Annotated in this window: 24 protein-coding genes; 9 read left to right on the plus strand and 15 right to left on the minus strand. The window is 62.6% G+C overall.

Going from position 1 to position 25,985, the window contains the following annotated elements:
* Positions 1 to 9 precede the first annotated feature (9 nt).
* From AC1DLV_RS10045 to AC1DLV_RS10060, 4 genes are all read right to left on the minus strand, one after another.
* Positions 10 to 714, minus strand: a complete 705-nt coding sequence (locus tag AC1DLV_RS10045; protein ID WP_476799392.1) for a cytochrome c oxidase subunit 3 — start codon at positions 712 to 714, stop codon at positions 10 to 12.
* Positions 711 to 2,483 (minus strand): cbb3-type cytochrome c oxidase subunit I, encoded by a 1,773-nt coding sequence (locus tag AC1DLV_RS10050; protein ID WP_476799393.1) that lies wholly within the window; start codon positions 2,481 to 2,483, stop codon positions 711 to 713. The genes AC1DLV_RS10045 and AC1DLV_RS10050 overlap by 4 nt, the downstream gene beginning before the upstream one ends.
* A gap of 74 nt (positions 2,484 to 2,557) precedes the next feature.
* Complete coding sequence (locus AC1DLV_RS10055) at positions 2,558 to 3,403, minus strand: cytochrome c oxidase subunit II (protein WP_476799394.1); 846 nt, start codon at positions 3,401 to 3,403, stop codon at positions 2,558 to 2,560.
* Positions 3,404 to 3,649: 246 nt separating this feature from the next.
* Entirely contained in the window at positions 3,650 to 3,847 is a 198-nt protein-coding gene (locus AC1DLV_RS10060; protein ID WP_476799395.1) for a heavy-metal-associated domain-containing protein, read from the minus strand.
* Between the two features lie 267 nt (positions 3,848 to 4,114).
* Between AC1DLV_RS10060 and AC1DLV_RS10065 the strand changes: the two genes are divergently transcribed.
* The 7 genes from AC1DLV_RS10065 to AC1DLV_RS10095 all read left to right on the plus strand — a co-directional run bounded on the left by AC1DLV_RS10065 (position 4,115) and on the right by AC1DLV_RS10095 (position 11,090).
* On the plus strand, positions 4,115 to 6,649 hold the full coding sequence (locus tag AC1DLV_RS10065) for a heavy metal translocating P-type ATPase (protein ID WP_476799549.1): 2,535 nt from the start codon (positions 4,115 to 4,117) through the stop codon (positions 6,647 to 6,649).
* 57 nt (positions 6,650 to 6,706) lie between these two features.
* Positions 6,707 to 6,976 carry a glutaredoxin family protein gene (locus AC1DLV_RS10070; RefSeq protein ID WP_476799396.1) on the plus strand — a complete coding sequence of 90 codons (270 nt, stop codon included), beginning with the start codon at positions 6,707 to 6,709 and terminating at the stop codon, positions 6,974 to 6,976.
* Positions 6,977 to 6,984: 8 nt separating this feature from the next.
* Positions 6,985 to 7,998 carry a 2Fe-2S iron-sulfur cluster-binding protein gene (locus AC1DLV_RS10075; RefSeq protein WP_476799397.1) on the plus strand — a complete coding sequence of 338 codons (1,014 nt, stop codon included), beginning with the start codon at positions 6,985 to 6,987 and terminating at the stop codon, positions 7,996 to 7,998.
* Between the two features lie 115 nt (positions 7,999 to 8,113).
* The gene (locus AC1DLV_RS10080) at positions 8,114 to 8,479 is read left to right on the plus strand and encodes a hypothetical protein (RefSeq protein WP_476836159.1); all 366 of its coding nucleotides are present in this window, start codon (positions 8,114 to 8,116) and stop codon (positions 8,477 to 8,479) included.
* 72 nt (positions 8,480 to 8,551) lie between these two features.
* Positions 8,552 to 10,075: a multicopper oxidase family protein gene (locus tag AC1DLV_RS10085; protein WP_476799399.1), complete on the plus strand. Its 1,524-nt coding sequence runs from the start codon at positions 8,552 to 8,554 to the stop codon at positions 10,073 to 10,075.
* Positions 10,076 to 10,243: 168 nt separating this feature from the next.
* Complete coding sequence (gene cueR / locus AC1DLV_RS10090) at positions 10,244 to 10,636, plus strand: Cu(I)-responsive transcriptional regulator (RefSeq protein WP_476799400.1); 393 nt, start codon at positions 10,244 to 10,246, stop codon at positions 10,634 to 10,636.
* Positions 10,637 to 10,652: 16 nt separating this feature from the next.
* Positions 10,653 to 11,090 carry a YqaA family protein gene (locus AC1DLV_RS10095; RefSeq protein ID WP_476799401.1) on the plus strand — a complete coding sequence of 146 codons (438 nt, stop codon included), beginning with the start codon at positions 10,653 to 10,655 and terminating at the stop codon, positions 11,088 to 11,090.
* 3 nt (positions 11,091 to 11,093) lie between these two features.
* Here the strand turns inward: AC1DLV_RS10095 and AC1DLV_RS10100 are convergent, their stop codons facing one another.
* From AC1DLV_RS10100 to AC1DLV_RS10110, 3 genes are read right to left on the minus strand one after another with little or no spacing between them, the layout of a single operon-like run.
* Positions 11,094 to 12,170, minus strand: coding sequence for an ABC transporter ATP-binding protein (locus tag AC1DLV_RS10100; protein ID WP_476799402.1), 1,077 nt, complete (start codon positions 12,168 to 12,170; stop codon positions 11,094 to 11,096).
* Positions 12,170 to 14,425, minus strand: a complete 2,256-nt coding sequence (locus AC1DLV_RS10105) for an ABC transporter permease (protein ID WP_476799403.1) — start codon at positions 14,423 to 14,425, stop codon at positions 12,170 to 12,172. Before AC1DLV_RS10105 ends, AC1DLV_RS10100 begins: the two co-directional genes overlap by 1 nt.
* Positions 14,426 to 14,431: 6 nt before the next feature.
* On the minus strand, positions 14,432 to 15,457 hold the full coding sequence (locus AC1DLV_RS10110) for an ABC transporter substrate-binding protein (protein ID WP_476799404.1): 1,026 nt from the start codon (positions 15,455 to 15,457) through the stop codon (positions 14,432 to 14,434).
* 189 nt (positions 15,458 to 15,646) lie between these two features.
* Here AC1DLV_RS10110 and AC1DLV_RS10115 point away from each other — a divergent pair, with 189 nt between their 5' ends.
* Positions 15,647 to 16,126 (plus strand): NUDIX hydrolase, encoded by a 480-nt coding sequence (locus AC1DLV_RS10115; RefSeq protein ID WP_476799405.1) that lies wholly within the window; start codon positions 15,647 to 15,649, stop codon positions 16,124 to 16,126.
* Positions 16,127 to 16,273: 147 nt separating this feature from the next.
* Positions 16,274 to 17,293: a LacI family DNA-binding transcriptional regulator gene (locus AC1DLV_RS10120; RefSeq protein ID WP_476799406.1), complete on the plus strand. Its 1,020-nt coding sequence runs from the start codon at positions 16,274 to 16,276 to the stop codon at positions 17,291 to 17,293.
* Here the strand turns inward: AC1DLV_RS10120 and AC1DLV_RS10125 are convergent.
* From AC1DLV_RS10125 to AC1DLV_RS10160, 8 genes are all read right to left on the minus strand, one after another.
* Positions 17,251 to 18,984: a metallophosphoesterase family protein gene (locus AC1DLV_RS10125; protein ID WP_476799407.1), complete on the minus strand. Its 1,734-nt coding sequence runs from the start codon at positions 18,982 to 18,984 to the stop codon at positions 17,251 to 17,253. The genes AC1DLV_RS10120 and AC1DLV_RS10125 overlap by 43 nt on opposite strands.
* Before the next feature lie 14 nt (positions 18,985 to 18,998).
* Entirely contained in the window at positions 18,999 to 19,652 is a 654-nt protein-coding gene (locus AC1DLV_RS10130; RefSeq protein ID WP_476799408.1) for a dual specificity protein phosphatase family protein, read from the minus strand.
* 39 nt (positions 19,653 to 19,691) lie between these two features.
* Entirely contained in the window at positions 19,692 to 20,516 is an 825-nt protein-coding gene (locus AC1DLV_RS10135) for an inositol monophosphatase family protein (RefSeq protein ID WP_476799409.1), read from the minus strand.
* 140 nt (positions 20,517 to 20,656) lie between these two features.
* Entirely contained in the window at positions 20,657 to 21,511 is an 855-nt protein-coding gene (locus AC1DLV_RS10140; protein WP_476799410.1) for an inositol monophosphatase family protein, read from the minus strand.
* The gene (locus AC1DLV_RS10145) at positions 21,508 to 22,314 is read right to left on the minus strand and encodes an HAD family hydrolase (protein WP_476799411.1); all 807 of its coding nucleotides are present in this window, start codon (positions 22,312 to 22,314) and stop codon (positions 21,508 to 21,510) included. Before AC1DLV_RS10145 ends, AC1DLV_RS10140 begins: the two co-directional genes overlap by 4 nt.
* A 79-nt stretch (positions 22,315 to 22,393) precedes the next feature.
* On the minus strand, positions 22,394 to 23,524 hold the full coding sequence (locus tag AC1DLV_RS10150) for an ABC transporter substrate-binding protein (protein ID WP_476799412.1): 1,131 nt from the start codon (positions 23,522 to 23,524) through the stop codon (positions 22,394 to 22,396).
* An 85-nt stretch (positions 23,525 to 23,609) separates the two neighbouring features.
* Positions 23,610 to 24,746: an ABC transporter substrate-binding protein gene (locus AC1DLV_RS10155; RefSeq protein ID WP_476799413.1), complete on the minus strand. Its 1,137-nt coding sequence runs from the start codon at positions 24,744 to 24,746 to the stop codon at positions 23,610 to 23,612.
* A gap of 107 nt (positions 24,747 to 24,853) precedes the next feature.
* Positions 24,854 to 25,984 carry an ABC transporter ATP-binding protein gene (locus AC1DLV_RS10160; RefSeq protein ID WP_476836160.1) on the minus strand — a complete coding sequence of 377 codons (1,131 nt, stop codon included), beginning with the start codon at positions 25,982 to 25,984 and terminating at the stop codon, positions 24,854 to 24,856.
* Between the last annotated feature and the right edge of the window lies 1 nt (position 25,985).

The raw sequence follows: 25,985 nt of genomic DNA on the forward strand, positions 1-25,985 counted from the left end.
CCGTATCTCCTAGGTCAGCAACCGGCGGCAGATGTCGATGAAATCGGCGGCCCAGCCCGTCAACACGGCAAACAGCACCAGCCACACGATCAGCAGGACATGCCAGTACATCGCGCACAGCTCGGTCGACAGGACGAGCTTTGGCGATCTGTCACCTCGCCACACCCGCACATTGGTCCTGCCGAGCGCTATCAAACCGCCGATGACGTGCAGCCCATGCATCGCGGTGATCAGGTAAAAGAAGCTGACGGCCGGGTTTTCGGTTGCGAAATAGCCCTCTTGCGCCAAATCCCGCCAGGCCAGCAACTGCCCGCCAAGGAATGCCACCGAAGTCAGGGTGCCGGTCAGCAAGGCAAGCCGCAGATTGTCGAACTGGCCCTTGTGCGCGGCAACCACAGCGCATTGCAGCGCTATGCTCGCCAGAACCAGCATGCCGGTATTGAGCCAGAGTACCCTCGGCATCGGCGGCGCCTGCCAGTCGTCATAGACCATGCGCATGAAGTAGGCGCTGATAAACAGCGCAAACAGCGTGCCCACCACCGCGAGAAACACGCCGAGCCCGATCTTTGCCGGATGCATGAGCGGCGCTTCGGTCTCGGGATAGGCATTGACCGGCCCCACTTCCAGCCACGGCTTGGACATCAGCCGTTGCCGCGCCAGCCACCAGCCGGCAATGCCGGTGATCAGGGCAAGGAAGATCAGGATGGCGCTCATGCGGGCCCACCTCGCGTCAGCGGGCCGGGATCGTTCTGCGGAATGAAGTCTTCCGGCGCGCCGGGCACCGAATAATCATAGGCCCAGCGATAGACCACCGGCAGGTCCTTGCCGAAATTGCCGTGCGGCGGCGGGGTGCCGGCGGTCTGCCATTCCAGTGTAGTTGCCCGCCATGGATTGTCGCCGGCATGCCTGCCGTGGCGAATGCTCCAGATGAGATTGAACAGAAACACCATCTGGGCGAAGCCGACGGTGAGTGCCGCGATGGTGATGAACTCGTTCAGAGTATGCACGGACGGGGGGATGAAGGCGGTTTCGCCGAGCTCGGGATAGCGCCGGGGCACACCGATCAGCCCGATATAATGCATCGGGAAGAAAATCAGATAGGCGCCGACAAAGGTGACCCAGAAGTGGAAACGGCCGAGCCACTCATTGAGCATGCGGCCGGTGATCTTGGGATACCAGTGGTAGATCGCCCCGAAGACGACCAGGATCGGCGCCACGCCCATCACCATGTGGAAATGGGCGACCACGAACATCGTGTCCGATAGTGGCACGTCCACCACCACATTGCCAAGGAACAGGCCGGTCAACCCGCCATTGACGAAGGTGACGATGAAGGCGAGCGCAAACAGCATCGGGATCGTCAGGTGAATGTCGCCGCGCCACAGGGTCAGCACCCAATTGTAGACCTTTAGCGCGGTGGGAACGGCGATGATCAGCGTGGTGGTGGCGAAGAAGAAGCCGAAATACGGATGCATCCCCGAGACGTACATGTGGTGCGCCCAGACCACGAAGGACAGCGCGCCGATGCCGATGATCGCCCACACCATCATGCGATAGCCGAAGATGTTCTTGCGCGCATGGGTGCTGATCAGGTCGGACACGATGCCGAATGCGGGCAACGCCACGATGTAGACCTCGGGGTGGCCGAAGAACCAGAACAGGTGCTGGAACATGATAGGGCTGCCGCCATTGTGCGGCAGCTGCTCGCCCATCTCAACGATCGCCGGCATGAAGAAGCTGGAGCCGATGACGCGGTCGAACAGCATCATCACGCAGGCGACGAACAGTGCGGGGAAGGCCAGCAGCGCCATGACGGTTGCGGTGAAGATGCCCCACACGGTCAGCGGCAGGCGCATCAGCGTCATGCCGCGCGTGCGGCCCTGCAGCACGGTCACCACATAGTTCAGCCCGCCCATGGTGAAGCCGATGATGAACAGGATCAGCGACGCCAGCATCAGAATGATGCCCCAATCCTGCCCGCCTGGCGTGCCCGACAAGATCGCCTGCGGCGGATAAAGCGTCCACCCCGCCCCAGTCGGGCCCCCTGGTGCAAAGAAGCTGCCGACCAGCACCAAAACGGCAAGCAAGTAGATCCAGTAGCTCAGCATGTTGACATAGGGAAACACCATGTCGCGCGCGCCGACCATCAGCGGGATCAGGTAATTGCCGAAGCCGCCGAGGAACAAGGCGGTGAGCAGGTAGATGACCATGATCATGCCGTGCATGGTCATGAACTGGTAATAGGCGTCGGGCGTGATGAAGGAGAAGGTGTCGGGGAAGGCGAGCTTCAGCCGCATCAACCAGGACAGCACCAGAGCAACGAGCCCGATGCCAATGGCCGTTCCGGCATACTGGATGGCGATGACCTTGGCGTCTTGCGAAAAGACGTATTTCGTCCACCAGCTGTGCGGATGGTAAAGTTCGGCCTCCGCGACCTCGGCGGGCGGAATGAAGTCGGTTCCATGTGGCGTGACATCGACCATCGGTACCTCTTCGCGTCTGTCGTTCCTGTTTTGCTGGCAAGGTCGCCGTTGCGGCGATCCCGCCTCATGCTGCCCTATTCCACCTTCGCCTTGCTTGTTGCCGGCGCAACGAGCGCGCCCACCTTCGCCGGCTGGGACAGCTGGGCGAAGGTCGACTGCTGCTGCAGCCAGGTCTGGTAGTCCTGCTGGGTGTCGACCAGCACCGTACCGCGCATGAAGGCGTGGCCAACGCCGCAAAGCTCGGCGCACAGAACCTCGAAGGTTCCGGTCCGCGTCGGGGTGAACCAGAAATAAGTGATCATGCCCGGCACCATGTCCATCTTGGCGCGGAACTCCGGCGCGTAGAAATCATGCAGCACATCGATCGAGCGCAGCACCATCTTGACCGGCTTGTCGATCGGCAGATGCAGGTCTGCGGCCTGGACGACGACATCGTCCTTGCTGTTGGGATCGTCGGGGTTGATGCCGAGCGGATTGTCCGCGGTGATCAGCCGGGCGTTCGACGTGCCAAGCTTGCCGTCGGCGCCTGGCAGGCGGAAGCTCCACTGCCATTGCTGGGCAACGACCTCGACCTCGGTCGCATCCTTGGGAACGGTGATGAACTGGCTCCACACGAACAGGCCAGGCGCCAGCATCGCCGCCACGCCGACTGCCGTTACCACCGTCAGCCAGGATTCGAGCTTCCTGCTCTCCGGCTCGTAGGCCGCCTTCTGCCCTTCCTTGTGGCGGAAACGGAAGATGCAATAGGCCATGAACAGAACGACGGCGGAAAACACCGCGCCGGTGATCCAGAAAGTCATGACGAGAGTGCTGTCGATGTAGCCCCAGTTGGAGGCTATCGGCGTCCACCACCAAGGGCTCAGCACATGGAAGAGCACCGAGCCGACGACAATCAGAACGAGTACGAGCGCAATGGCCATCCTCTGTTCCTCCCGGCATTCCGAGGGACACAATCCCCTGAGGAAGGCCAGCCGCATCATAGCTTGATTTGGCGCGGAAATACTAGGGGAGGAAGGTAGCGTGCGACCGCGTCATATTTGCAAGGGCTAATGTGGCAGCGGAAACTCTTCCACAACCGGCCTATCTTCTTGGCAGCCAAGTTAAACGCCAAAGGGCGGCGCGCCGGATTGCTCCGTCCGCACCGCCCTTGACGCCAGCTTGACTGATCAGACGGCCTGCGCCGGATAACCGGCAGCGTCGAGCGCCTGGGCAACCTTGGCGGCATCGGCGCTGGTTTCGACCGAAACGGTCTGCGACTTCAGATCGATGTCGATGCGCGCGCCAGCGTCAACGCTCTGCACAGCCTTGGTCACCATGCCAGCGCAATGGCCGCAGGTCATGTCGGGAACATTCATCTTCAGCATTTCAAATCCTCTTTCGGGCCGGCAACGCGCCGTGTCTGTAATGTGGTGCTTCCAGCAACTGGAAGGTCAAACGGTTTTCGATCACGGGTTTGTTACCGATGCTTCGCGCGGTCGCCGACACAAGGCAAAAGAGCCATGCCGTCAAATTATCACGTGTTTTCAGTAAGTTAAATCCATTCCAAAAAACTTGCAAAAACCCTGTTGACCTTCCCAATACTGGAAGCCTTAGACCTCGGTTCGAAATCGATGAAATAGAGGTCCATGACCATGAATGCTCCCTTGAACCCGCCGGCCTTGGCAACCGGCACCATCCGCCAAAACTTTCCGATCGAAGGCATGACCTGCGCTTCCTGCGTGCGCCGCGTCGAGATTGCCATTACGAAGGTTCCGGGCGTGACGGCTGCCGCCGTCAACCTTGCAACGGAAAGCGCTGATGTCGCCTTCGACCGCGCGGTGGATGCCGCCGCTGTCATCGCGGCCATCAACACTGCCGGCTATGAGGTTCCGGTCGAAAAGTCGGAGATCGAGATCGAGGGCATGACCTGCGCCTCCTGCGTTCGTCGTGTGGAGCTGGCGATCGCCGCTGTGCCGGGCGTGCTCAAGGCTTCCGTCAATCTCGCCACCGAACGCGCCACCATCGAGACCTTCGCTGGTGTGGCTCCTCGTGCCGCCATCGATGCCGCCATCCGCAAGGCCGGCTACGAGCCGCGCCGCAGCGACGGTGCGAGCATCGAGGGCGACAGCCGTGAGGACGCCCGCAACCGTGAATTCTCCAACCTCAAGCGCGACTTCGCTATCGCAGCCACACTCACGCTGCCGATCTTCGTGCTTGAAATGGGCTCGCATGCCATCCCGGCGCTGCACCACTGGCTGATGATGAATGTCAGCCAGCAAAAGCTCTACATCGCCTTTTTCGTGCTCGCCACCATCGTCCAGTTCGGCCCCGGCCTGCGCTTTTACAAGAAGGGCGTGCCGGCCTTGCTGCGCCTGGCGCCTGACATGAACTCGCTGGTCGTGCTCGGCTCGACCGCCGCCTGGGCCTATTCGGTGGTCGCCACCTTTGCATCAGGCGTGCTGCCGGCCGGCACCGCCAATGTCTATTTCGAAGCCTCGGCGGTGATCATCACGCTGATCCTGCTCGGCCGCGTGCTCGAGGCCAAGGCCAAGGGCCGCACCAGCGAAGCGATCAAACGCCTGATGGGCCTGCAGGCGAAGTCGGCGCGCGTCCAGCGCAATGGCGAGTTCGTCGACGTCGCGCTTGAAGATGTCGCTGCCGGCGACGTCATCCAGGTGCGTCCGGGCGACAAGGTGCCGGTCGATGGCATCGTCCTTTCCGGCTCGTCCTACATCGACGAATCCATGATCTCGGGCGAGCCAATTCCGGTCAGCAAGGGCGAAGGCGCGGAAGTCGTTGGCGGCACCATCAACAAGACCGGCAGCTTCACCTACCGTGCCACCAAGGTCGGCGCCGACACCCTGCTGTCCCAGATCATCCGCATGGTCGAAACCGCGCAAGGCTCGAAGCTGCCGATCCAGGCGATGGTCGACAAGGTCACCTCCTGGTTCGTGCCTGCCGTCATGGTTGCCGCCGCACTGACCTTTGCCGTATGGCTGTTTTTCGGCCCCGAGCCGGCCGTCAGCTTCGCGCTCGTCAATGCGGTCGCGGTGCTGATCATTGCTTGCCCCTGTGCAATGGGCCTTGCCACGCCGACCTCGATCATGGTCGGAACCGGCCGTGCCGCAGAACTCGGCGTGCTGTTTCGCAATGGCGAAGCGCTGCAGTTGCTCAAGTCGACCCAGGTCGTGGCACTCGACAAGACCGGTACGCTGACCGCAGGCAAGCCCGTCATGACCGACCTCGAAGTCGCCAGGGGTTTTGAACGCGCCAAGGTTCTGTCGCTGGTCGCGACTGTCGAGGCCCAGTCCGAGCATCCCGTGGCCTCGGCAATCGTCGCTGCCGCCAAGGAAGAGGGGCTGACGCCAGGTGAAACCAGCGCATTCGAGGCTATTCCCGGCTTCGGCGTCAGCGCCAGCGTCGGCAAGAGCCGCGTCGATGTAGGTGCCGACCGCTACATGGCCAAGCTCGGTATCTCCGTTCAGGACTTCGCGGAAGCCGCGGTCCGCATGGGCTACAAGGCCAAGACCCCGCTCTATGCGGCCATCGACGGCAAACTCGCCGCCATCATCGCGGTGTCCGATCCGATCAAGCCGACGACACCGCAGGCAATCCGCGCGCTGCACGACATGGGGCTGAAGGTGGCGATGATCACCGGCGACAATCGCCGCACGGCCGAAGCCATCGCTGCCCAGCTTGGCATCGACGAGGTGGTGGCCGAGGTGCTGCCTGACGGCAAGGTCGACGCGATCAAGCGCCTGCGGGCGGGCGGCCGGGCCGTGACCTTCGTCGGCGATGGCATCAACGACGCACCGGCATTGGCCGAGGCCGATGTCGGCATCGCGATCGGCACAGGCACTGACGTTGCCATCGAAAGTGCTGACGTCGTGCTGATGTCGGGCGACCTGCTCGGCGTGACCAATGCGATCGCCCTGTCGAAGGCGACCATCGCTAACATCCGCCAGAACCTGTTCTGGGCCTTCGCCTACAATGCCGCCCTCATCCCGGTTGCGGCGGGCGTACTCTATCCGGTCAGCGGCACGCTGTTGTCGCCTATGCTCGCTGCCGGTGCGATGGCGATGTCGAGCGTGTTTGTGCTCGGCAACGCCATGCGGCTCAAGCGCTTCCAGGCGCCGGTGCGGGCGACGGCTACATCAGGCACCCCAGCATTCGCGCAAGCCGCGTAACATTTTCGGCCCGCCATCCAGGCGGGCCGTCCCCTCCTCATTTCAAAGGCTAGGCACATGTCGACCACAGTCGCACCTTGGATCGAGATATTCACCACGCCGACCTGCCCGGATTGCCTCGCTCTCAAGCGTTGGCTGAACGCACAGCGCCTGCCTTTCGTCGAGCGCGACCTGCGCGACCCCGAGATCGCCGAGGAAGCCAAGCGCCGCACCGGCGTTCGCGTCGCGCCCATCACCATCATCGACGACAAGCACATCTTTTTCGGTACCTTTGCCGTGCAGCGCGCCGAGATCGAGGCGCTGCTCGACCTGACCAAGGCCACGTGAGCAACACCATGCCCCATATCACCCTGCCCCAACTTGGACGCCGCATCCCCATTTCTGCCGAGCAGACCATCCTGCAAGCCGCTCTCGAAGCCGGTGTTGCCTATCCGCATGGATGCCGTTCCGGCCGCTGCGGTTCCTGCAAGTCGCGCCTGATCAGTGGCGATGTCGAACTCGGCAAGCACTCGCCTTTCGCCCTTACCGATGAAGATCGGGCCGCTGGCCTCATTCTCGCCTGCCGGTCGGTGCCGACAAACGACGTGACCGTGGAATGGCTGGACGAAGCCTATGTCGCCAGGCTCGCTGTCACCCAGGACGCCGAGGTCACCGCCATTGAGCGCATGACCCACGACATCATCGCTCTGCGCCTGCGGCTTTCCGATCGCGCAGCCTTCCGCTTCGCTGCCGGGCAGTATTTGACGCTGACCGTCCCGGGAGCCCCGCCGCGGCAATATTCAATGGCCAATCGCCCCAAGGAAGAGCTCATCGAACTGCATGTGCGGGCGGTCCCCGACGGGAAGACAAGCGGCCGGATCCATGCCGCGCTGAAGCCAGGCGACACTGTCCACATCGAAGGCCCGGCAGGCGCGGCCCATCTGCGCGAAGCCCACACCGGCCCGATCGTCGCACTTGCCGGCGGCAGCGGCCTCGCACCGATCAAGTCGATCGTCGAGACAGCACTCCATGCCGGTATGGATCAACCGATCCATGTCTATTTCGGTGCCCGCGCCGAGCACGACCTCTATCTGGTCGAGCATTTCCGCGCGCTGGAGCGGAGATTTTCCAACCTGACCTTCGTGCCCGTGCTGTCGCTCACCGCCACGGATGGCAGGCGCAGCGGCTACGTTTCCGACGCGCTTGGCGAAGACCATCGCGACCTTGCCGGTGCCAAAGCCTATGTTGCCGGCCCCCCGGCCATGGTCGACGCGGCAATGGCTATTCTCGGCGCGCGTGGGGTGCCGACCAGCGACATTCATGCCGACGTCTTCTTCACAGCTGAGGGAAGCGACAACAACGCCGCTTGACCACAACGGATCCAGTACCCATTGATAGGATATGCATTCGATGCGGCACATCTCAGCCACGACCCATCCGCTCCGCGCAATCGGGCGCGGGCAGGCTGGTGGGCGCGTTGCCGTGATGGCCGAGGGCAGGTCCACGGCGTTGAGGACCCTGCGCCTGATGCTGCCGTTGCTGCTCCTCTTCTTTCTCGCGCTCGGCCAGGCGGCCTCCGCCCATCAGGCCGGCAGCCAGCATCAAGCGCATGCCACTCAAACTGTCTCGCATCACGCCAAGACAGACATGGCTTGCTGCGGCGACCTGTCACAGGATGAGGACAGCCGGGCCTGCCTGGCGCAATGTCTTGCCTCGTGCAGCTACTGCGCACCGCTTCCGCTGCCGAGTGCCTTTCTCAATCTGACAGGCATCTCGCCTGTTCCCGCGAAGACCGAGCCGCTTTACGGATCGATCATGTCGCCCCATCTTCGACCACCATCATTCTCCTGAGCTGAAGCGCATCGACGCGCACGCCCCGGCCTGTTCCGTGCCGGGAGACAATCAGTTTTGGAGACAATGAAAATGAATACCCTTTCACGCCGCGGTTTCCTCGCGGCATCCGCCGCCACGCTTTCCATCGCAGCGGTTCCCTCACTCCTGCTCCCGGTGCGCCCGGCACGTGCTGACGGCCACAAGGTCATCACCGCCGCCAAGCGCGTCATCGAGGTCAAGGGCAAGGCCGCCAATGTCTTCGGCCTCAACCAGGCTGACGGTACGTCGGGCCTCGTCATGAATGCCGGCGAGAACTTCCGGGTCCAGCTGAAGAACCTCATCGGCGAGCCCACCGTCATCCACTGGCACGGCCTCACGCCGCCGTGGCAGCAGGACGGCGTTGCCGGTATCTCCCAGGAGCCGATCCCCGACGGCGGCAGCTACGACTATGACTTCCCAGTCGCCCGTCCGGGCACCTTCTGGATGCACTCGCATTTCGGTCTGCAGGAGCAGCTGATGCTTGCCGCGCCGCTGATCGTGCGCGACCCGGCCGAGGCCGGCCAGGACGTGCAGGAGGTGGTGGTGCTGTTCCACGACTTCACCTTCCGCGATCCCCAGGAGATCCTCGCCGAACTCAAGGCCGGCGGCCACGACATGAGCGCGATGGCACCTGCACCGGCGCCTGCAGCTGGGGGGCATGAAGGTCACAACATGCCGGGCATGGCGATGGGTGGCGGACAAATGGGCGGCATGGACCATGGCTCGATGAACATGGGCGGCATGCAGATGGGTGGGGGTGCAATGTCTCACCTGCAGGACGTTCAATACGATGCCCTGCTTGCCAATGACCGCACGCTCGACGACCCCGAAGTCTTTGCCGTTGAAACAGGCGGGCGGGTGCGCCTTCGCCTGATCAATGGTGCCGCCAGCACCAATATGTGGATCGACCTCGGCCAACTCTCGGGCAAGCTGATCGCAGTCGACGCCATGCCGATCGAGCCGATCGAGGGTTCGCGCTTCGAGTTCGCCGTGGCGCAGCGTCTCGACATCATCATCGAGTTGCCGAAAGAAGCTTCGGCCTGGCCAATCTTCGCCGTGCAGGAAGGCGGGCGCATGCGCTCCGGTGCGGTCCTTGCGGCGAAGGGCGCCACTGTCGCCAAATTCGCCGACATGGCGGATACGGACTTCCCCGCTGTCGGCGCTGAACTGGAACAGCGGCTCCGCGCCACAAAGCCGCTGGCTGAAAAGGCGGCCACGCGCGAGCACATGATGATGCTGGGCGAAGGACCGAATTATGTCTGGACGCTCGATGGCGCCATGCATGGTGAGGACAAGCCGCTGGCGGTGACGAGCGGCGACCGCTTCGAACTCACCTTCATGAACCACACCACCATGTCGCACCCGATGCACCTGCACGGCCACCATTTCCAGGTGGTCGCGGTCAACGGCAAGCGTTTTGCCGGTGCCATGCGCGACACGGTGCTGGTGCCGGCCAATATGGGCATGGTGACCATCGCCTTCGACGCCGACAATGCCGGCAAATGGGCGCTGCACTGCCACCATCTCTATCACATGGCCGGCGGCATGATGACCTCGATGGCCTACGACGCCTGACCTGACAACGACAGGCCGGCGCTCTCGCGCCGGCCTGCATCACGATTTCGCCAGCCCCTTGAACTTCCAGTAACTGGAAGCTTTATATGAGGCTAAGTATTTGAATCTGCGCATCGTGCTTTTCCGAAAATCGATTCCGATTTTCGGGCCGATGCTCAAGGAGTGGCCATGAACATTGGTACAGCATCGGAGAAGTCAGGCCTGCCGGCCAAGACCATCCGCTATTACGAAGACATCGGCCTGTTGCGTCCCGACCGGGCCGACAATGGCTACCGCGACTATTCCATGTCCGACGTACACCGCCTGCGCTTCTTGCAGCGCTCGCGCAGCCTTGGCTTCTCGGTCGAGGAATGCCGCCAGCTTCTGTCGCTCTACGGCGACAAGGAGCGCGAAAGTGCCGACGTCAAGGCACTCGCCGAGACCAAGCTGGTCGAGATCGACCGCAAGCTTGCGGAGCTGACGGAACTGCGCAATACGCTGCGCCATCTCGTCCACAATTGCCATGGCGACAGCCGTCCCGACTGCCCGATCATCGACGGCCTTTCCGGCCGGGCGCAATAGCCCGCGTGAAATCGCAGTGACCGGCCTTACCGCCTATGGCGGCCTCTTCGTCGCGGCCTTCGCCGCCGCGACGCTTTTGCCGGCACAATCAGAAGCCCTGCTTGCAGGATTGATCCTCAATGGCGGCTATTCGCTTGCCCTGCTCATCATCGTCGCCACGCTCGGCAACGTATTGGGCTCATGGGTCAACTGGTTGATCGGGCGCCAGGTCGACCGCTTCAAGGACCGTCGCTGGTTTCCGGCGAGCCCCGCCGCCCTGGCGCGCGCTGAAGGCTGGTATCGCCGCTACGGCCGCTGGAGCCTGCTGCTGTCATGGGTGCCCATCATCGGCGACCCGCTGACGCTCATTGCAGGCACGATGAAGGAGCCTCTGTGGAGCTTTCTGGCGCTCGTCGGCTCGGCCAAGCTGGTGCGTTATCTTGCGGTGGCGGCTGCGGCGCAGAGTTTCATGTGAATCCTAACCCCGGATCAGCACCGGCCCACGCGCGGCAAAACCAATGCCGACCTCCTGTCCAGGCCTGAACGGCGCATCGACATCAGGTGACACGGCGAACACCTCGCCGAACTCGGTACCGACCATGAACTCCAAGTCACTGCCGACATAGGTCACCTTGTCGAGCCGGCCCGGAATGGTACGTGGGCTCCCAACTGGATGGATCTCGATGCGGCTCGGCCGCACGGCGAGCTTTGCCGCCCCTGGCTTCATGCCACGCGCGTCGAGCTTTGTCTCAAGGCTACCCAGCCTTACGCTCGCCAGCCCACCATCGACCGATGCGATCTCGCAATCGAAGATGTTGGCCTCGCCGATGAAGTCGGCGACGAAGGCATCCGCCGGCGCGTCATAGAGTTCGCGCGGCGTACCGTCCTGCGCGATGACAGCATTATTCATGACGATGATGCGGTCGGAAACCGCAAGTGCCTCCTCCTGGTCATGCGTGACATAGACCACCGTCAGCCCAAGCTTGGTCTGGATGTCACGGATTTCCTCGCGCACTCGCCGCCTCAGCTTGGCGTCAAGATTGGACAGCGGCTCGTCGAACAACAGCACCTGCGGTTCGAGCACCAAGGCGCGAGCCACCGCGACACGCTGCTGCTGCCCGCCCGAAAGCTCGCTTGGCAGCCGGTTGCCATAGCCGGAGAGACCGACCAATTCGAGCCCGGCACGCGCGCGCTCGCCGATCTCCTTCTTGGCAAAGCCGGAGAATTTCAGCCCGTATTCGACGTTCTCGTTGACGCTCATATGCGGAAACAGCGCATAGGACTGGAACACCATCGACACGTCGCGATCCGTCGCCGGCAACGTCGACACGTCCGCCCCGCCGATCAGGATTTTTCCACGCGTCGCCATTTCGAGGCCGGCGATCATGCGCAGTGTGGTGGTCTTGCCGCAGCCCGAGGGACCAAGCAACGTCACCAGCTTGCCCGCCTCGACGAACAGCGACACATTGTTGACCGCCGCTGTCGGGCTCTTGCCATAGATCTTGGTGACCTCGCGGAACTCCACCGAAGCGGCGTTGCTCTTGATCTCGGCCATCAGCCGCCTCCTGAAAATGCCGGTTGGCTCACATTCGTACGCGACTGCGATAATTCATGCCCGCGTCGGCCGATATTGCGCCGCCCGACCAACAGCTGCATCAGCCCGACAACCGCCAGCATCACGCCGATCAGCACCGCCGAATAGGCGATCGCGATGCCGTATTCGTTGTTTTCGACGCGACCGACGATGTAGCTCGTCGACATGTCGTAGCGGGCGCTGACAAGGAAGATGATGGCGCTGATTGCCGTCATGGCGCGGACGAAGGAATAGACCAAGGCTGCAAGGATCGCCGGCCGCAGCAGCGGCAGCACCACCTTGCGGAAGGTCTGCCAGGAATTGGCGCCCAGCGTCAGCGACGACTCGTCCAGGCTCTTGTCGATCTGCGACATCGACGCCACCCCTGCCCGCACGCCCACCGGCATGTTGCGGAAGATGAAGGCCAGCACCAGGATGATGCCGGTGCCCGTCAGTTCGATCGGCGGCACGTTGAAGGCGATTACGTAACTCACGCCGATCACCGTGCCTGGGATGGCGAAGGACAGCATGGTGCCGAACTCGAAAGCGTTCTTGCCGGCAAAATTCTGCCGCACCAGAAGATAGGCGGTGAGCAGGCCGATGGCGGCGGTCAGCGGAGCTGAAATCAGCGCGATCATCATCGTCGTCCAGAACGAGCTCCAGGCCGAGCCCTTCCAGTGGATGCCGAACTCGTTCCAGCCGACGGCGAATGCCTTGACGTAGTGGGCGAAGGTCAAGCTGTGATCGACACCCCAGAGCTTGACGAAGCTGCCGTAGAAGATCGTCCCATAGATGACGATGGTGAAGATCGCCCAGAAGCCGGCAACGCCATAGACGGTGCGCCTGAGCCCGGTCGGCAATTGCGGATGCACGCCGGAATCGCCCTTGCCCGACAGCGTGGTGTAGGACTTCTTGCCGAGCCAGAAGCGCTGCGCATAAAAGGCGACCAGGGTGAAGGCGAGCAGCACCATTGCCAGGATCGCGGCTTGCGCCTCGTCATTCTGCGCACCAACGATGGCGAAGAAAATCTCGGTCGACAGCACGTCGAAATTGCCGCCCAGAACCAGCGGATTGCCGAAATCGGCCATGCTTTCGATGAAGCCGAGCAAGAAGGCATTGGCGAGGCCCGGCCGCATCAACGGCAGCGACACCGTCCAGAAGGTCTGCCAGCGATTGGCGCGCAGCGTCTGCGCCGCCTCCTCCATCGACGGGCTGACACCCTCGACGACACCGATCAGCACCAGAAATGCGATGGGGGTGAAGGCCAAGAGCTGGGCGATGAGCAGGCCCGGCAGGCCGTAGACCCAGCGCGTCGGCTGGATGCCGAGCACCTCGGCAACCGACTGGTTGATCACGCCGGACAGGCCAAACAGAAGAATAATGGCGAGGCCGATGACGAAGGGCGGCGTGATGATGGGTAGCACCGTGAGTGCGCGCAGCAGCTTGCCATAACGAAAGCCGGTGCGGGTCACCACCAGCGCGAAGACAAGCCCGAGAACCGTGGTCAGAACGCCGACGAGAATAGCCAGGAACAGCGAATTCCAGGCAACGCCGCAACGGCTGCCACCGGCGAGGCAATCGAGGCCCCACAGCCGGGCGCTGAACAGCTTGCCGAGGAACATGCTGAACGAATACGTGCCTTCATCCGTGATCAGCGCATTGGCCAGCATCTGCAGGATCGGCATGAAGATGAACAGCCCGACCGCCGCAACCACGAAGGCAATGGTCGAGACCACGAACACGTCGCCGCCAACCGCGCCACGCGCCGCAAGCCCGAGCGAAAACAAGAACAGGATGGCGAGGCCTACAAGAAGAGCACCGTAGCCCATGCCGAACTGGCGATCGCCGAGATCACCAAACAAGCTTTGCAGCCAGCCGAATTGCCAGCCGCGCAGGCCGATGGCAAAGCCCTGGAACATCATCCAGGCAAATCCAGCGGCGCCGACAGCGATCAACAATTTGCCGAACAGCGGGTCGGATTTCTTGCGCCCCCACAGCAGCAGCGGTGCTGCCAGGGCCATGCCAATCGGCGCCAGCCACAGCTTCTCGCCCTTGAGATTGAGGATCAGCGCGGGCGCGAACTCGCTGTCGAGCGGATAGCCCTCGAACAGCCAGGAAAAGCCGAAGAATCCGTCTTCGACACCGAACCAGGGGAGCACGGCAAAACCTAGCCACCCGACCGCCATCCACAAGATGACGGCCGGATGCAGGCTGCCGCTGAAATCGCGGGAGCGCATGGCTTGTTACTGCGGCAGGGTCGAGACCTCGGTGTCCCATTTCGACAGCAGCCGCTTGCGCTCGTCGCTCGAGCCGTACTTGGCGAAGTCGTAGTCGATCAGCTTGATCGTCGAGAGGTCGGGCGTCAGCTCCGACACCGCCGCCGACTTGTTTGACGGCAGCTGGAACGACTTCACGTCCTTGGCCTTGCCTTGCATTTCGGCCGTAAGCGCCCAGTCGTAGAACTTCTTTGCCGCCTCAGGATTGCGCGCGCCCTTGATGATCGACATCGAGCCGATCTCGTAGCCGGTGCCTTCGCATGGCGCGACAGTCACGATCGGGAAACCAGCTGCAGTCTGCGCCACCGCGTCATGCATGAACACGATGCCGATGGTCGTCTCGCCAAGACCTGCGGCCTTGATCGGCGCCGAGCCCGACTTGGTGTACTGGTTGATGTTCTTGTGCAGGGCCTTCATGTAATCGAAGCCCTTGTCCTCGCCAAACAGCTGCACCATCGTCGCCAGGGTCGTGTAGGCGGTACCCGACGAGTTCGGATTGGCGATCTGGATCTGGCCCTTGTATTCGGCCTTGGTCAGGTCTTCCCAGCACTTCGGCTCAGCCAGGCCGTTCTTGGCCAGAAGATCCTTGTTGTAGCCAAAGCCCAGTGCGCCTGAATAGACGCCGATGGTCTTGTTGCCGGCGGCTTCCGCCTGCTTGATCGCCCAGTCCTGCAACTCGCCGCGCATCGGCGACATATATGCTTCAGTAAGGTCTTCCTGAGCCGCTTGCAGATGCGGGTCGCCGGTACCGCCCCACCAGACATCGCCCTTGGGATTGCCGGCTTCCGCGCGTAGCTGGGCATAGGTTTCGCCCGAGCTCTTGCGCGTCATGTCGACGGTGATGCCGGTCTTTTCCTCGAAACCGGTCTTGATCTGCTGGCACAAGGCCTCATCTGCGGCACAATAGAGTGTCAGGCTTTCAGCCTGTGCGGCCGTACCACCGGCGACAAGAACGGCGGCCAAAGCAGCCGAACGCAAATAGGCAGATTTCATGTTTTTGTTCCCTCCGATTTATTTTTCGCCGTCTAACGATCTGATGTCGTTTTAGCCTGTTGCAGAGTGAGTGCTTTTTACGCATTTTGCAATCGTGTTCATCACACTATCTTAGGTGTCATGAAGCTGAACCCGCCACGGTGCTACAGCACCTGGAATGGTCGCATCGAAAGGAATGATTGGGCGAAAATGCCGAAGGACAAGAAGACCCTGCGCAAGGCGACCAAGGGTGAGGTCATCGCCCAGGTTGCTGCCATTCCGTTTCGACTGAACGGGAGCGGCGAACTTGAGGTCATGCTTGTCACCTCGCGCGGCACCCGCCGCTTCATCGTGCCCAAGGGTTGGCCGATGAAGGGCAAAAGTGCGCGCCAGGCAGCTCTTGTCGAGGCCCGCGAAGAAGCGGGCGTGCGCGGAAAGGCGCTGAAAAAGCCGGCGGGCAGCTATTGCTACTGGAAACGGCTGTCGACCAGCTTCGTCAATGTCGTGGTCACCGCCTACCTGATCGAGGTATCAGAGGAAATGCAGGATTGGCAGGAGGCCAGCGCGCGGCAGCGCGCATGGCTGGCGCCCGCCGATGCGGCGATATTGATCGACGAGCCCGAGCTCGCAACGCTCATTCGCAACCTGTCGATTGCCGACATCGCCGCACCGGTCGAAGCTGCCGCCTGACAGGTTTTCCAAGCAATAGCTGTCCTTTGCAAGATCGCAGCTTCAGCATTGCAGACGCGGCAATCCGATTGTATCAGGAATGGCGCGTTGCACATTTGTGCAACGCTTGAGAAGCGGTCCACCGCGTGGCCAAACTGGAGCTGTGCAATGTCCGAACTGAAGCCGGGCAGGTCATTCGTCAGCGCACAGCAAGTCGCTGAACTGGCCGGCGTTTCGCGCTCGGCGGTATCGCGCACCTTCACCGATGGGGCGAGCGTTTCCGAGACGACGCGCAAGAAGGTGCTCGAGGCGGCCGAACAGCTCGGTTACCACGTCAACCACCTCGCCCGCAGCCTGATCCACGAAAACAGCGGCATCGTCTGTCTCATCGGCGCCGACATCAACACGCCCTATCATTCGCGCCTGCTCGACGCGATCACCAGGCGCCTGCAGGCGATCAACCGGGTCGCCATGATCATCAACACCTCGGGCGACAGCGACAGCGTCGAGGCGGCCCTGCGTCAGACGCTGAACTACCGTGCCAATGCCACCGTGGTGCTGTCGGGCACGCCGCCGGCATCGCTGATCAACACCTGCATTAACAGCGGCCAGCACGTCATCCTGATCAACCGCGACGACCATCTCGATGGTCCCGAAAGCATCACGGTCGACAACGCAGTGGCAGCGCGCGAAGCCTTCCACATGCTGCATCGCGCCGGCTGCAGCCGCATCGCGGTCGTCTCCTCGCAAGCCGGCACGCCAAGCCTTGTTGCTCGCGAACGCGGTTTCCAACAAGCCGCCAACGAGGCTGGCCTCGATGTCACCGTCACCCGCGCCGGCCCGACCGGCTACGGCGCCGGCTTCGAAGCCGGGCGCCTGCTTCTCAGCGGCTCGGAAAGGCCGGAAGCGGCGTTCTGCGTCACCGACCTTCTCGCCTGCGGTTTCATGGATGCGGCGCGCGTCGAGTTCGGCATGAACGTTCCAGCGGACCTCTGTGTCGTCGGCTTCGACGACATCGAGCAGGCCGGCTGGGCGTCCTATCAGCTAACGACGTTTCGCCAGCCGATCGCCCAGATCGCCGAACACATCACCACGCTTCTGGAAAGCGACGACCCAGGCGCTCGAAGCGGCGGCCGCGTATGCTTTCACGCCGCCCCGGTCTGGCGCCGTACCGTGCGCCCCAAGTGACCGTTGCGCTCGACCTGGCCGGTGGCGAGGTCGACGGAAAAATCACGCGATGGCTGACTGTCGAGCCAGTCCATCATCATGCGCATGAACGCGGCAATCCGGTCCTGCAGGCTGCTCTGCGGCCACGACCCAATGGCATATCGCTGCGCCAATTGGCGATAGGCTGCGATGCGCTCGGCATCGATGAAATCGAGCGCGATCTCCCTGCCCTTGCGCAGCCGATACCAGTCGACGATCATCTCGAAAAACGGCAGCGCGCGCCAAGCATGCTTGCCGGTCTCGGCCTTGCGCGTGGCATCCAACGCCGAAGGCGCGTCGCCGACCGCAAGCGGCTCGCGGATACCGGCGAGCGCGTCGAGGTCGCTGAGGGTTAGCTGCGGCACGAGGCCAGCCAGGTCCTGCGGCCACTCCTTGGGCAGATAGCGGTGGCGCACCATCTCGGCGAGATGACGGCTGAGAAAATCGGCGTGGTTTTCCGCTTCCGTCACCGCAGCCAAAAGCCCCTCCTTTGCCGCCTCGATGCGATAATACGGAAACGCCGTGTCATAGCCCGGCACGTCGGCGATTGTGACCGTCTCGACATCGAGGCGCTCGCCATCAACGTCCACGATCTTGTAGGCCGGCGGAAAGCCGACCATCGAGGGCACCGCGATATTGACAAGGAAATGCTCGCCATCGCGAAACACAGCCGTGTCATTGATGTGCAGGTGGCCGCTGAAATGAACCTTGATGCCCGTTGATGCTGCGGCGCGAGAAACCTCCGCACCCGGCGTGCGCCTGAGAAAGCTCGTGTCGTTCAGAAGCTTGCCTTCGTCAGCCGAGGTACCGTTGAGCGGATCGATGATCGGATAGTGCGAAAAGGCGATCAGCTGTTTGCCCGCAGCCTTGGCCCGCGCTGCAACATCCTTCATCCACGCGAGGACGAAGGGCTTGTTGCGAAGCATCGAGTTCCAGCCGGCGTCGGTGCTGTCGAGGTAGCTTTTCTCCAGCGCCGGATCGAGATCGCCATTGCGCGGCTCGAACACGTTGGCGTCGATCGACAGCAGCCAAAGACCGTCGACCGGCTCGACCAGGAACGAGGCATCGATCATCCGACGCATGGTCAGGCCGTCGGCCGAGGCAATCTCGAAGGTCCGCTCCTCCAGCCTGTCGTCGGTCCCGAACGGGCACTCCCAATGAAGATCACCTTCGCGCTTGAAAAAGCCGTAGGCACCCATCGCAGGAATGGCTGTGCCATAGCCGCCGCAATACATCTCTTCCGAAACGATGCGTTCGACGGAGTCGCCCTGTTCCATGGCGGGATCGCTTGTCACCAACGTGTGTGAACCGTCGGCGTTGAGGAAGCGCTTGCTCTGGTGCCGGCCGTGGATGGCGTAGAGATCGTGATTACCTGCGGTCGCGACAAAACGCAGGCCGAAGCGCCTGGAGTAGTCGTCGAGCAGCGCCGTGGCTGCCGCCATCGTCGATTGCTGGCCGTCGTCGGTCAGGTCGCCGGCAACCACCACCAGCGAAATGCCACGCCGGACGATGTCGTCGAGCAGCGCCCTGGTGGCGTGGAAGCTCTCGTTGAAGACGCGCGTCGACGCCGCCGTATCGGCGAGCGTGCGGATCGCCGCCCCCTCGCTGACACCCACACTTTGCCGGTAGGTGATATCGTGGAAATGCGGGTCGGCGATGACGGCTATCTTCATTACATTCTCACTGGTCAATCAGCGGCGGCAAGAACGCCTGCCGCGCGACCGGCCGGCAGCTCCGGCGGACCCTGGTCGATCATCCCAATCCATTGCCGTGCCTTGCGCGCGGCGGCGACCAGCATCGGCTTGGGCGCCTCGTGCCATTCGTCGCGGCGCAGCTCGCGCTTGGTGCGCACATGGTCGAGCGCATCGTCCAGTGTCGGGAATTTTTCGGGCATCTCGACATGCAGGAAGAGTGCGACCAGCGACACCGAACGGCTGCGCCCGCCACGGCAGTTGACCAGCACATTGCCTTTCTCACGCCGGCGATAGGTCGCCTTTTCAGGCAGCACCTGGCTCAGTGCACCACGCAGCAGATAAAAGCCCGACAGCATCATGGTCTCGGGATTGCCATGCCCGTCGATCAGACCGAGCTTGTAGTAGCGCACGGCACCGACCCCGTAGATGGCGTCAGCCGCCTCGCCCTCGCCAAACGGCTCGGTCGCGTAGTTGAAGTCGAGATTGACCGCGCAGTTCACCACCGTGGTGATGTTCTTTTCCTTGAGCAGTTCGAGGTCGCCCGCGCCGTCCATGCCGCCGACATAGATGTCGACGCCGTAGCCGGCGATGTCGCGCTCGATCAGGCTGAGCGCCGGACGCTCATATCGCGGGCTATTGGTGTCCATGGGAATTAGGCCTTGATGCTTGTTGATGTCTGGAAGAATTCAGCTGCTGGCTTCGAGCGCGATACCGGTCGCCTCGCTCATGCCCAACGCTACGCCAGGCGCTGCCGCCAGCACCGCGCCGCCCTTGGTCAGACCGCCGAGGGAAAGGAAGGGAGCGACAACGCCACCGGCCTCCTTGACCATCAAAAGCCCAGCCAGGCAGTCCCAGGCGTGCATGTGCAACTCGGCATAAGCATCGGAGCGACCGTCGGCGACGTAGGCGAGGCCGAGCGCGCCCGAAGCGCCACGCCGCACATTGGCGCCGCGTTCGAGGATGTTGGACAGGACTTCCAGATAGCGCTTGTTGGTCTTGCGGTTCGACCAGCCGAACTCGACGCAGGCGGCATCGAAATCTTCTGTCTTGGCGACCGACAATGCCTTGGCGTTGCGGGATCCACCTTGCCCGCGCCGAGCGAAATACAGCTCATCCAGTACTGGATTGTAGATCGCGCCGATCTCGGTCTCGCCATTGCTGACGAAAGCGATCGAGATGCAGAAATGCGGAATGTCGCGAGCGAAATTCGCCGTGCCGTCGATCGGATCGACGACCCAGATATCCGATTTGATCGCCCCGCCGCCTTCCTCGCCGAGGAAACCGTCCTCGGGAAATTCTTCGGCGATGCGCGCCTTGAGATGCCGCTCCACGGCGGCGTCCGTCTCGGTCAGGAAGTCCTGCGGGCCCTTCATGCCGAAGCCGGTGACGCGATTGGTGAAACCGTCGAGCGCCACAGCGCCCGCCGAACGCGCAATGTCGCGGCAAAAGGCAGCGCGCCGGTCGAGGCCGGTCTCGATTGTCGCTTCGGTGGCCGTTGCGTGAACTGTCATTTCAATGCCGCCCGTGGGTCGTTGTTGACCTCAAATTGCACAGGCGTGCAAAATCGTCAACGTCTTAAGTTGAATAATGTTTCTGCATTTCAGCGAACCCGTCACATCCAGTGACTTTGTGCCGATGCACACGCGTTCCATCATGCCGCATTCCGTGCGCGGGCCGCGTCGCGGCCGTCGGAGATACGTCGCGCCACCCGCATCAGCGTCGGATAGTCGACCCCCTCGCCCAATGCCACGTAGCCCGGACACATGAAGCCGGGGGTGTCCGCACTAGCCTTGCCAAGGGTCAATGGATGGTAGCTGCCCCCGGCCTGCTTGAGGATGAGAACCGCCGCTGCAACATCCCAAGGATTGGAGCCGAAGCCTGCGGAGGCATCGACCCAGCCCGCCGCGACGTGGCAGAGGCTGAGTGCGCCGCTGCCGGGCCGGCGCAACGTCGAAAAGGTCTCGGCCAACTCGCCGAAGTTTTCGAGCGCCTGTTCCCGTCCGTCGAGGCGCAGGTCGCGGGCCACAGGATAGCCTGTGATCAGCGTCGCGTGCCGCTCGTCGGGAATAGCACGTGAGTGCAGCGCCTCGCCATTGAGCCAGGCGCCGGTCAGGTCGGCGGAAAACAGCATCCTGGCGACAGGGTCGTAGACGGCGCCGGCGACGATCTCGCCGTCGATCACCGCCCCTACCGACACGCACCAGAACGCAAAACCGCGGGCGAAGTTCGATGTGCCGTCGATCGGATCGACATACCATTTCACCCGGCCCTCGCCGCTGGCCCCGTCTTCCTCGCCAAGCACGGTTGAATCGGGCACCTCGCCAAGGATGAAGGCGCGGATCGCCACTTCCGAGTCCTTATCGTGCTTGGTTACCACGTCATGCAGATCGACCTTGTAGTCGACATCCATGTTCGAGCGGAACGCCGCCAGAAGCTGCTCGCGCATCAGCTGCGACGCCTGCTCGGCGATCACGCGCAAGCGCTTGGACTCATCGATGCTCGTCATGCTGCAATCCCGCGCGTGGCTTCATGGAAGAGACCGAGCAGGCCAACCGGATCGGCAACGATGGCGTCGGGCTTGAGCTTCAGCTCATAGGGCAGATCATAGGTGCCCTTGGCTTCCATCAGGATGTTGCCGCCGATGCCGGCTCGCTTGCCGCACAAAACATCGCGGTCGAAATTGTCGCCGACATACCAGGCCTCGGACGGTTCGACGCCAAGCGCTCGCGTTGCCAGGAAGATCATCTCGGGGTTTGGCTTTCTGACCTTCACCTCGTCGCTGTGGATCGCCACGGCGAAGCGGTCGGTCAGCCCGTGCGCGTCGAGAAAGTCGAGATGAACCCGGCCGCACAGCGCATTGGAGACGATGGCGACAGGAACACCAGCGGCGTCGGCCGCATCGAGCAGGTCGAGCATGCCGTTGCGCAGGACGCGTTCGCTCTTCCAGTTGCCCATCTTGCGGCAGAGATCGAAGGCCTCAGCCACGACCACTTCGTTTGCAACCTTCGGCCAGTCTCCGGCGACGAAGTCGCCCCAGAATTCCTCGTGCCGCAATTCGCGCGGTGCGAAGGGCCGCGACATCGCATCTTTCCAATGCGAGTCGGCGATACCGGCAGCCTTGATGTCGTCGGTGATCTGGTCGACCGAAAGCTCTGGTGCCGCCACGCCGGCCCTGTCGAGCAGGCCGCGAACATGCCCGGCCAGCTTCGCCTGCCAACCAGGCAGATGCGCCGTCGACACGATGACGCCGCCGAAATCGAGCAGCAGTGCTTTGGGAGCCGCGAGTTTCCTCGCCGAGGTTCCGGTCATTCAAAAATCTCCATGTCGCCCGGTGGAAAAAAGTGGACGGAGCCGAAGGAGAAGGGCTCCGTCCCAGTCCACCGGAAAGCTATTTCTTGTAGGCGACGCGCCAGAGGTCCTGCCAATCCTGGCGCGCATCCCAATCTTCGAGCGCCGTCGAGGCGTCGTATTGCTGCAGCTTGTCGAGCACCTTGCCGATACCCGAGGGCTCGTCGGCGGGAAGACCGATGTCAGGGTTGGTTGGCAGCTTGCCATCCTTCACCTGCGGCGCGATGCCCTCTTCGGTCAGGATGTAGTGGATGAACAGTTTTGCCGCGTTCGGGCTCTTGGTGCCGGTGGCGATCAGCCCGAGCTTGACATAGGTCCAGCCCGGCCAGGGATCGAGGCCCTGGCAAAGCCCGAGCTTGAAGCCCTTGTCGGCATTGTCACGGAACTTGGCCGAGCTCATCAGGCCGAAGAACGGCTCCTTCTGGCCCGGTGCGCCCACGGCTTCCGAGATCGCGTCGTCGGCGTCCGCAAGCAGCGGCGAATTGCCGGCAAAGCCCTTGACCCAGGCTGCAGTGGCGCTGTCTTCGCCAACATCGATGTCCTTGCCGAAATGCGCCTTGTAGGCAGCCTTCATCTTGTCATCGTCATGGGTTGCGGTCTGGTTGAACCAGTCCGGGTAGGTGCCTTTCGACAGCGGGTCGTAGAAGGCGACCTTGCCCTTCCATTTCGCGTCGGTCAGCTCCCAGATGTTCTTCACCGGGCAGGCGTCGTAAGCCTCGGTGTTGTAGGCCCAGACAGCGGCATTTGTGGTGATGGCGAGCGGATTTTGGAACTTGGCCGGGATCTTGTCGGCCATATCAGGCGGCAGATAGCTCTCGACAAATTTCTGCGGCAGCAACTGTGCCAGGCCTGCCGGCGCGTCGGTGATCAGCACGACGTCGCCCTTGACGTTCTTGGCCTGCCCCTCGCGGATGATCATCTCCAGTTGGGCATTCGCCGATACTTTGACGCCCGTCGCCTGCACGCCGTACTTCTTGGTGAAGTTCTCGGCCATTTCGACGATCTTGCCGGTGCTATCATAGATGTTGATCGGCGCTTCCTTCTTCGCCGCCTCCACCAGCGCATTGAGATCGAAGGTCTCGGCCCGCGCCGGAGCCGCACCGAACATTGCGGCTGCAAGCATCCCTGCAAGCGCGGTCGACGCCAAAGCCCTGTTTGTGTTGCTGCTCATGTCAAACGCCGGTTTCATGGTTTCCTCCCGTTTAAATCCGGCCAGACGCGCCCGGCATCATGCCGGGCGCCGCAGTTGCGTCAGTCTATTTCTGGTAGTTGACGCGCCAGAGGTCCTGCCAATCCTGGCGCGCATCCCAGTCGCTCTGGGCCGTCGCTGAATCGTAGGGGAAGATCTCGTCGAGCGCCTTGCCGATGCCCGAAGGCTCGTCGTCAGGCAGCTTGGCGTCGCTGTTGGTCGACATCTTGCCGTCGGCTGCCTGCGGGGCGATGCCCTCTTCGGTCATCAGGTAGTGGATGAACAGCTTGGACGCGTTCGGGCTGTCGGTGCCCTTGGCGATGAAGCCGAGGCTCGGATACATCCAGCCGGCGAAAGGCTTGAGGCCGGTGCACAGGCCGAGCTTGGAACCGACATCCTGATTGTTACGGAACTTGGCCGAGCTGACAAGCCCGACGAACTGCTCCTTCTGATCCGGTGCGCCGACAGCCTGTGCGGCTCCTTCGTCAGCGTCGGTCAACAGCGGGCCGTTGGCGGCCAGCGCCTTCACCCACGCGGCGGTGGCACCAGACTCGTCGGTCACCAGGTCCTTGCCGTAATACTCCTTGTAGGCCGCAGCCACCTTGTCGTCGGCATTGGTCGCCATCTGGTTGAACCAGTCGACATAGGACGCCTTGTTGAGCGGGTCCTGCATGGCGAGCTTGCCCTTCCACTTGGCCTCCGTCAGCTCCCAGATATTCTTGACCGGGCAGCTTTCGTTGAGCTGTGTGTTGTAGGCAAAGACGTTGGCCTCGTTGGAGACGGTCAGCGGGTTCTGATACTGCGCCGGGATCTTGTCGGCGAGATCCGGCGGCAGCCAGCTGTCGACGAAGCCCTGCGGCACGAGCTGTGCCACGCCGGCCGGCACGTCGGAGATCTGGATCACGTCGCCCTGCACATTCTTGGCCTGGCCCTCGCGGATCACCATTTCGAGCTGCGCTGCCGCATTTGCCTTGGTGCCTGTCGCCTGCACGCCGTACTTCTTGGTGAAGTTCTCGGCCTGCTTCACGATCTTGCCGGTGCTCGAATAGACGTTAATCGGCGGCTCTTTCTTCGCGGCTTCGATCAGCGCGTTGAGGTCGAATTTTTCTTCGGCCTGCACCGCCGTTGCGAGCGTTCCGGCAGCGACCGCAAGCACGGACGCCGACAAAAGCCTCTTTGCCCTGGTAGTGAAAAATCTGCTCATGTTTTCCTCCCTCTGTTGAACCGCGTTGCATCCCACGGCCCATTGGTTTCCGGTCTCGTACCTGCACTTCCAGCCCATGGCTCCTCCAGCCACGCGCCGTCTTCTTCTCAGTGAACCTTCGCGGGACGAAGCAGCCGGTCGGCAGCCTCGAGCCGGTCGCCCGCCGCGTCGAACACATGCAGCGTCTTGGGCTTCACCCAGAAAATCGCCTTCTCGCCGACCTCGATCTCGGGCGACTGATGCGTCGTCAAAAACAGCTTTTCGCCCGACGAGGTCAGCTCGATGATCCAGCTGCCGCCGGTCGGTAGGATGCCGGTCACTTGCGCCTGGCCGGAGAATGCGCCCTCGGGCACCTCGCCCGCTTCGCTTGCCAGCCGGATCGACTCCGGCCGGATGCCGATGGAGCCAGCGTCGCGCAGTTCGGCATAACGTTCGCCGAGGAATTTGTTGGCTCTGGCAGAAACCTCTGACTTCGCATTGCCAAGCTCGACGATGTTGATCGGCGGGTTGCCGACGAACTGCGCCACGAAGCGGTTGGCCGGCCGGTCGTAGATGTCGTTGGGCGTGCCGACCTGCTGCAGCTGTCCTTCGCTCATCACCGCGATCGTGGTCGCCAAGGTCATTGCCTCCCACTGGTCGTGGGTGACGAACACGATCGTCGTCTTGAACTCGGCGTGCAGGCGTTTGAGCTCGGCGCGCATCTCAAGCCGAAGGGCTGCGTCGAGGTTCGACAGTGGCTCGTCGAGCAGCAGCACTTCTGGATTGACCGCCAGCATGCGGGCCAGCGCCACGCGCTGCTGCTGCCCGCCCGACAGCTGCGAAGGGTAGCGGTCGCGGTACTTTTCGATGCCGAGCGTCTTCATCACACGGTCGACGCGTTCCTCGCGCTCGGCCTTGGGCATCTTGCGCAGCCTGAGACCGAAGTCGGTGTTGCGCTCGATGGTCAGATGCGGCCACAGCGCATAGCTCTGGAACACCAGCCCCATCTCGCGCTTTTCCGGCGGGATAAACACACCCTCGACGACCGAGTCTACGACGCGTGGTCCGACCCTGATCTCGCCGGCGGTCAGGTGTTCCAGTCCTGCTATCATGCGCAAAGTCGTTGTCTTGCCGCAGCCCGACGGACCGAGCAGGCACATGAATTCGCCGTCGCCGATTTCAAGGTCGAGATCGGCGACCGCATTGGCGGCATTGGCCCCATAGTTCTTCTCGACGCCGCGCAGATTGATTTTCGGCATG

The organism is Aminobacter sp. 01T433, from assembly GCF_056398585.1.

Coding starts and splice junctions, on each gene's coding strand:
- AC1DLV_RS10045 (WP_476799392.1), bottom strand. CDS start 714: ATGAGCGCCATCCTGATCTTCCTTGCCCTGATCACCGGCATTGCCGGC.
- AC1DLV_RS10050 (WP_476799393.1), bottom strand. CDS start 2,483: ATGGTCGATGTCACGCCACATGGAACCGACTTCATTCCGCCCGCCGAG.
- AC1DLV_RS10055 (WP_476799394.1), bottom strand. CDS start 3,403: ATGGCCATTGCGCTCGTACTCGTTCTGATTGTCGTCGGCTCGGTGCTC.
- AC1DLV_RS10060 (WP_476799395.1), bottom strand. CDS start 3,847: ATGCTGAAGATGAATGTTCCCGACATGACCTGCGGCCATTGCGCTGGC.
- AC1DLV_RS10065 (WP_476799549.1), top strand. CDS start 4,115: ATGAATGCTCCCTTGAACCCGCCGGCCTTGGCAACCGGCACCATCCGC.
- AC1DLV_RS10070 (WP_476799396.1), top strand. CDS start 6,707: ATGTCGACCACAGTCGCACCTTGGATCGAGATATTCACCACGCCGACC.
- AC1DLV_RS10075 (WP_476799397.1), top strand. CDS start 6,985: ATGCCCCATATCACCCTGCCCCAACTTGGACGCCGCATCCCCATTTCT.
- AC1DLV_RS10080 (WP_476836159.1), top strand. CDS start 8,114: ATGGCCGAGGGCAGGTCCACGGCGTTGAGGACCCTGCGCCTGATGCTG.
- AC1DLV_RS10085 (WP_476799399.1), top strand. CDS start 8,552: ATGAATACCCTTTCACGCCGCGGTTTCCTCGCGGCATCCGCCGCCACG.
- cueR (WP_476799400.1), top strand. CDS start 10,244: ATGAACATTGGTACAGCATCGGAGAAGTCAGGCCTGCCGGCCAAGACC.
- AC1DLV_RS10100 (WP_476799402.1), bottom strand. CDS start 12,170: ATGGCCGAGATCAAGAGCAACGCCGCTTCGGTGGAGTTCCGCGAGGTC.
- AC1DLV_RS10105 (WP_476799403.1), bottom strand. CDS start 14,425: ATGCGCTCCCGCGATTTCAGCGGCAGCCTGCATCCGGCCGTCATCTTG.
- AC1DLV_RS10110 (WP_476799404.1), bottom strand. CDS start 15,457: ATGAAATCTGCCTATTTGCGTTCGGCTGCTTTGGCCGCCGTTCTTGTC.
- AC1DLV_RS10115 (WP_476799405.1), top strand. CDS start 15,647: ATGCCGAAGGACAAGAAGACCCTGCGCAAGGCGACCAAGGGTGAGGTC.
- AC1DLV_RS10120 (WP_476799406.1), top strand. CDS start 16,274: ATGTCCGAACTGAAGCCGGGCAGGTCATTCGTCAGCGCACAGCAAGTC.
- AC1DLV_RS10125 (WP_476799407.1), bottom strand. CDS start 18,984: ATGAAGATAGCCGTCATCGCCGACCCGCATTTCCACGATATCACCTAC.
- AC1DLV_RS10130 (WP_476799408.1), bottom strand. CDS start 19,652: ATGGACACCAATAGCCCGCGATATGAGCGTCCGGCGCTCAGCCTGATC.
- AC1DLV_RS10135 (WP_476799409.1), bottom strand. CDS start 20,516: ATGACAGTTCACGCAACGGCCACCGAAGCGACAATCGAGACCGGCCTC.
- AC1DLV_RS10140 (WP_476799410.1), bottom strand. CDS start 21,511: ATGACGAGCATCGATGAGTCCAAGCGCTTGCGCGTGATCGCCGAGCAG.
- AC1DLV_RS10145 (WP_476799411.1), bottom strand. CDS start 22,314: ATGACCGGAACCTCGGCGAGGAAACTCGCGGCTCCCAAAGCACTGCTG.
- AC1DLV_RS10150 (WP_476799412.1), bottom strand. CDS start 23,524: ATGAGCAGCAACACAAACAGGGCTTTGGCGTCGACCGCGCTTGCAGGG.
- AC1DLV_RS10155 (WP_476799413.1), bottom strand. CDS start 24,746: ATGAGCAGATTTTTCACTACCAGGGCAAAGAGGCTTTTGTCGGCGTCC.
- AC1DLV_RS10160 (WP_476836160.1), bottom strand. CDS start 25,984: ATGCCGAAAATCAATCTGCGCGGCGTCGAGAAGAACTATGGGGCCAAT.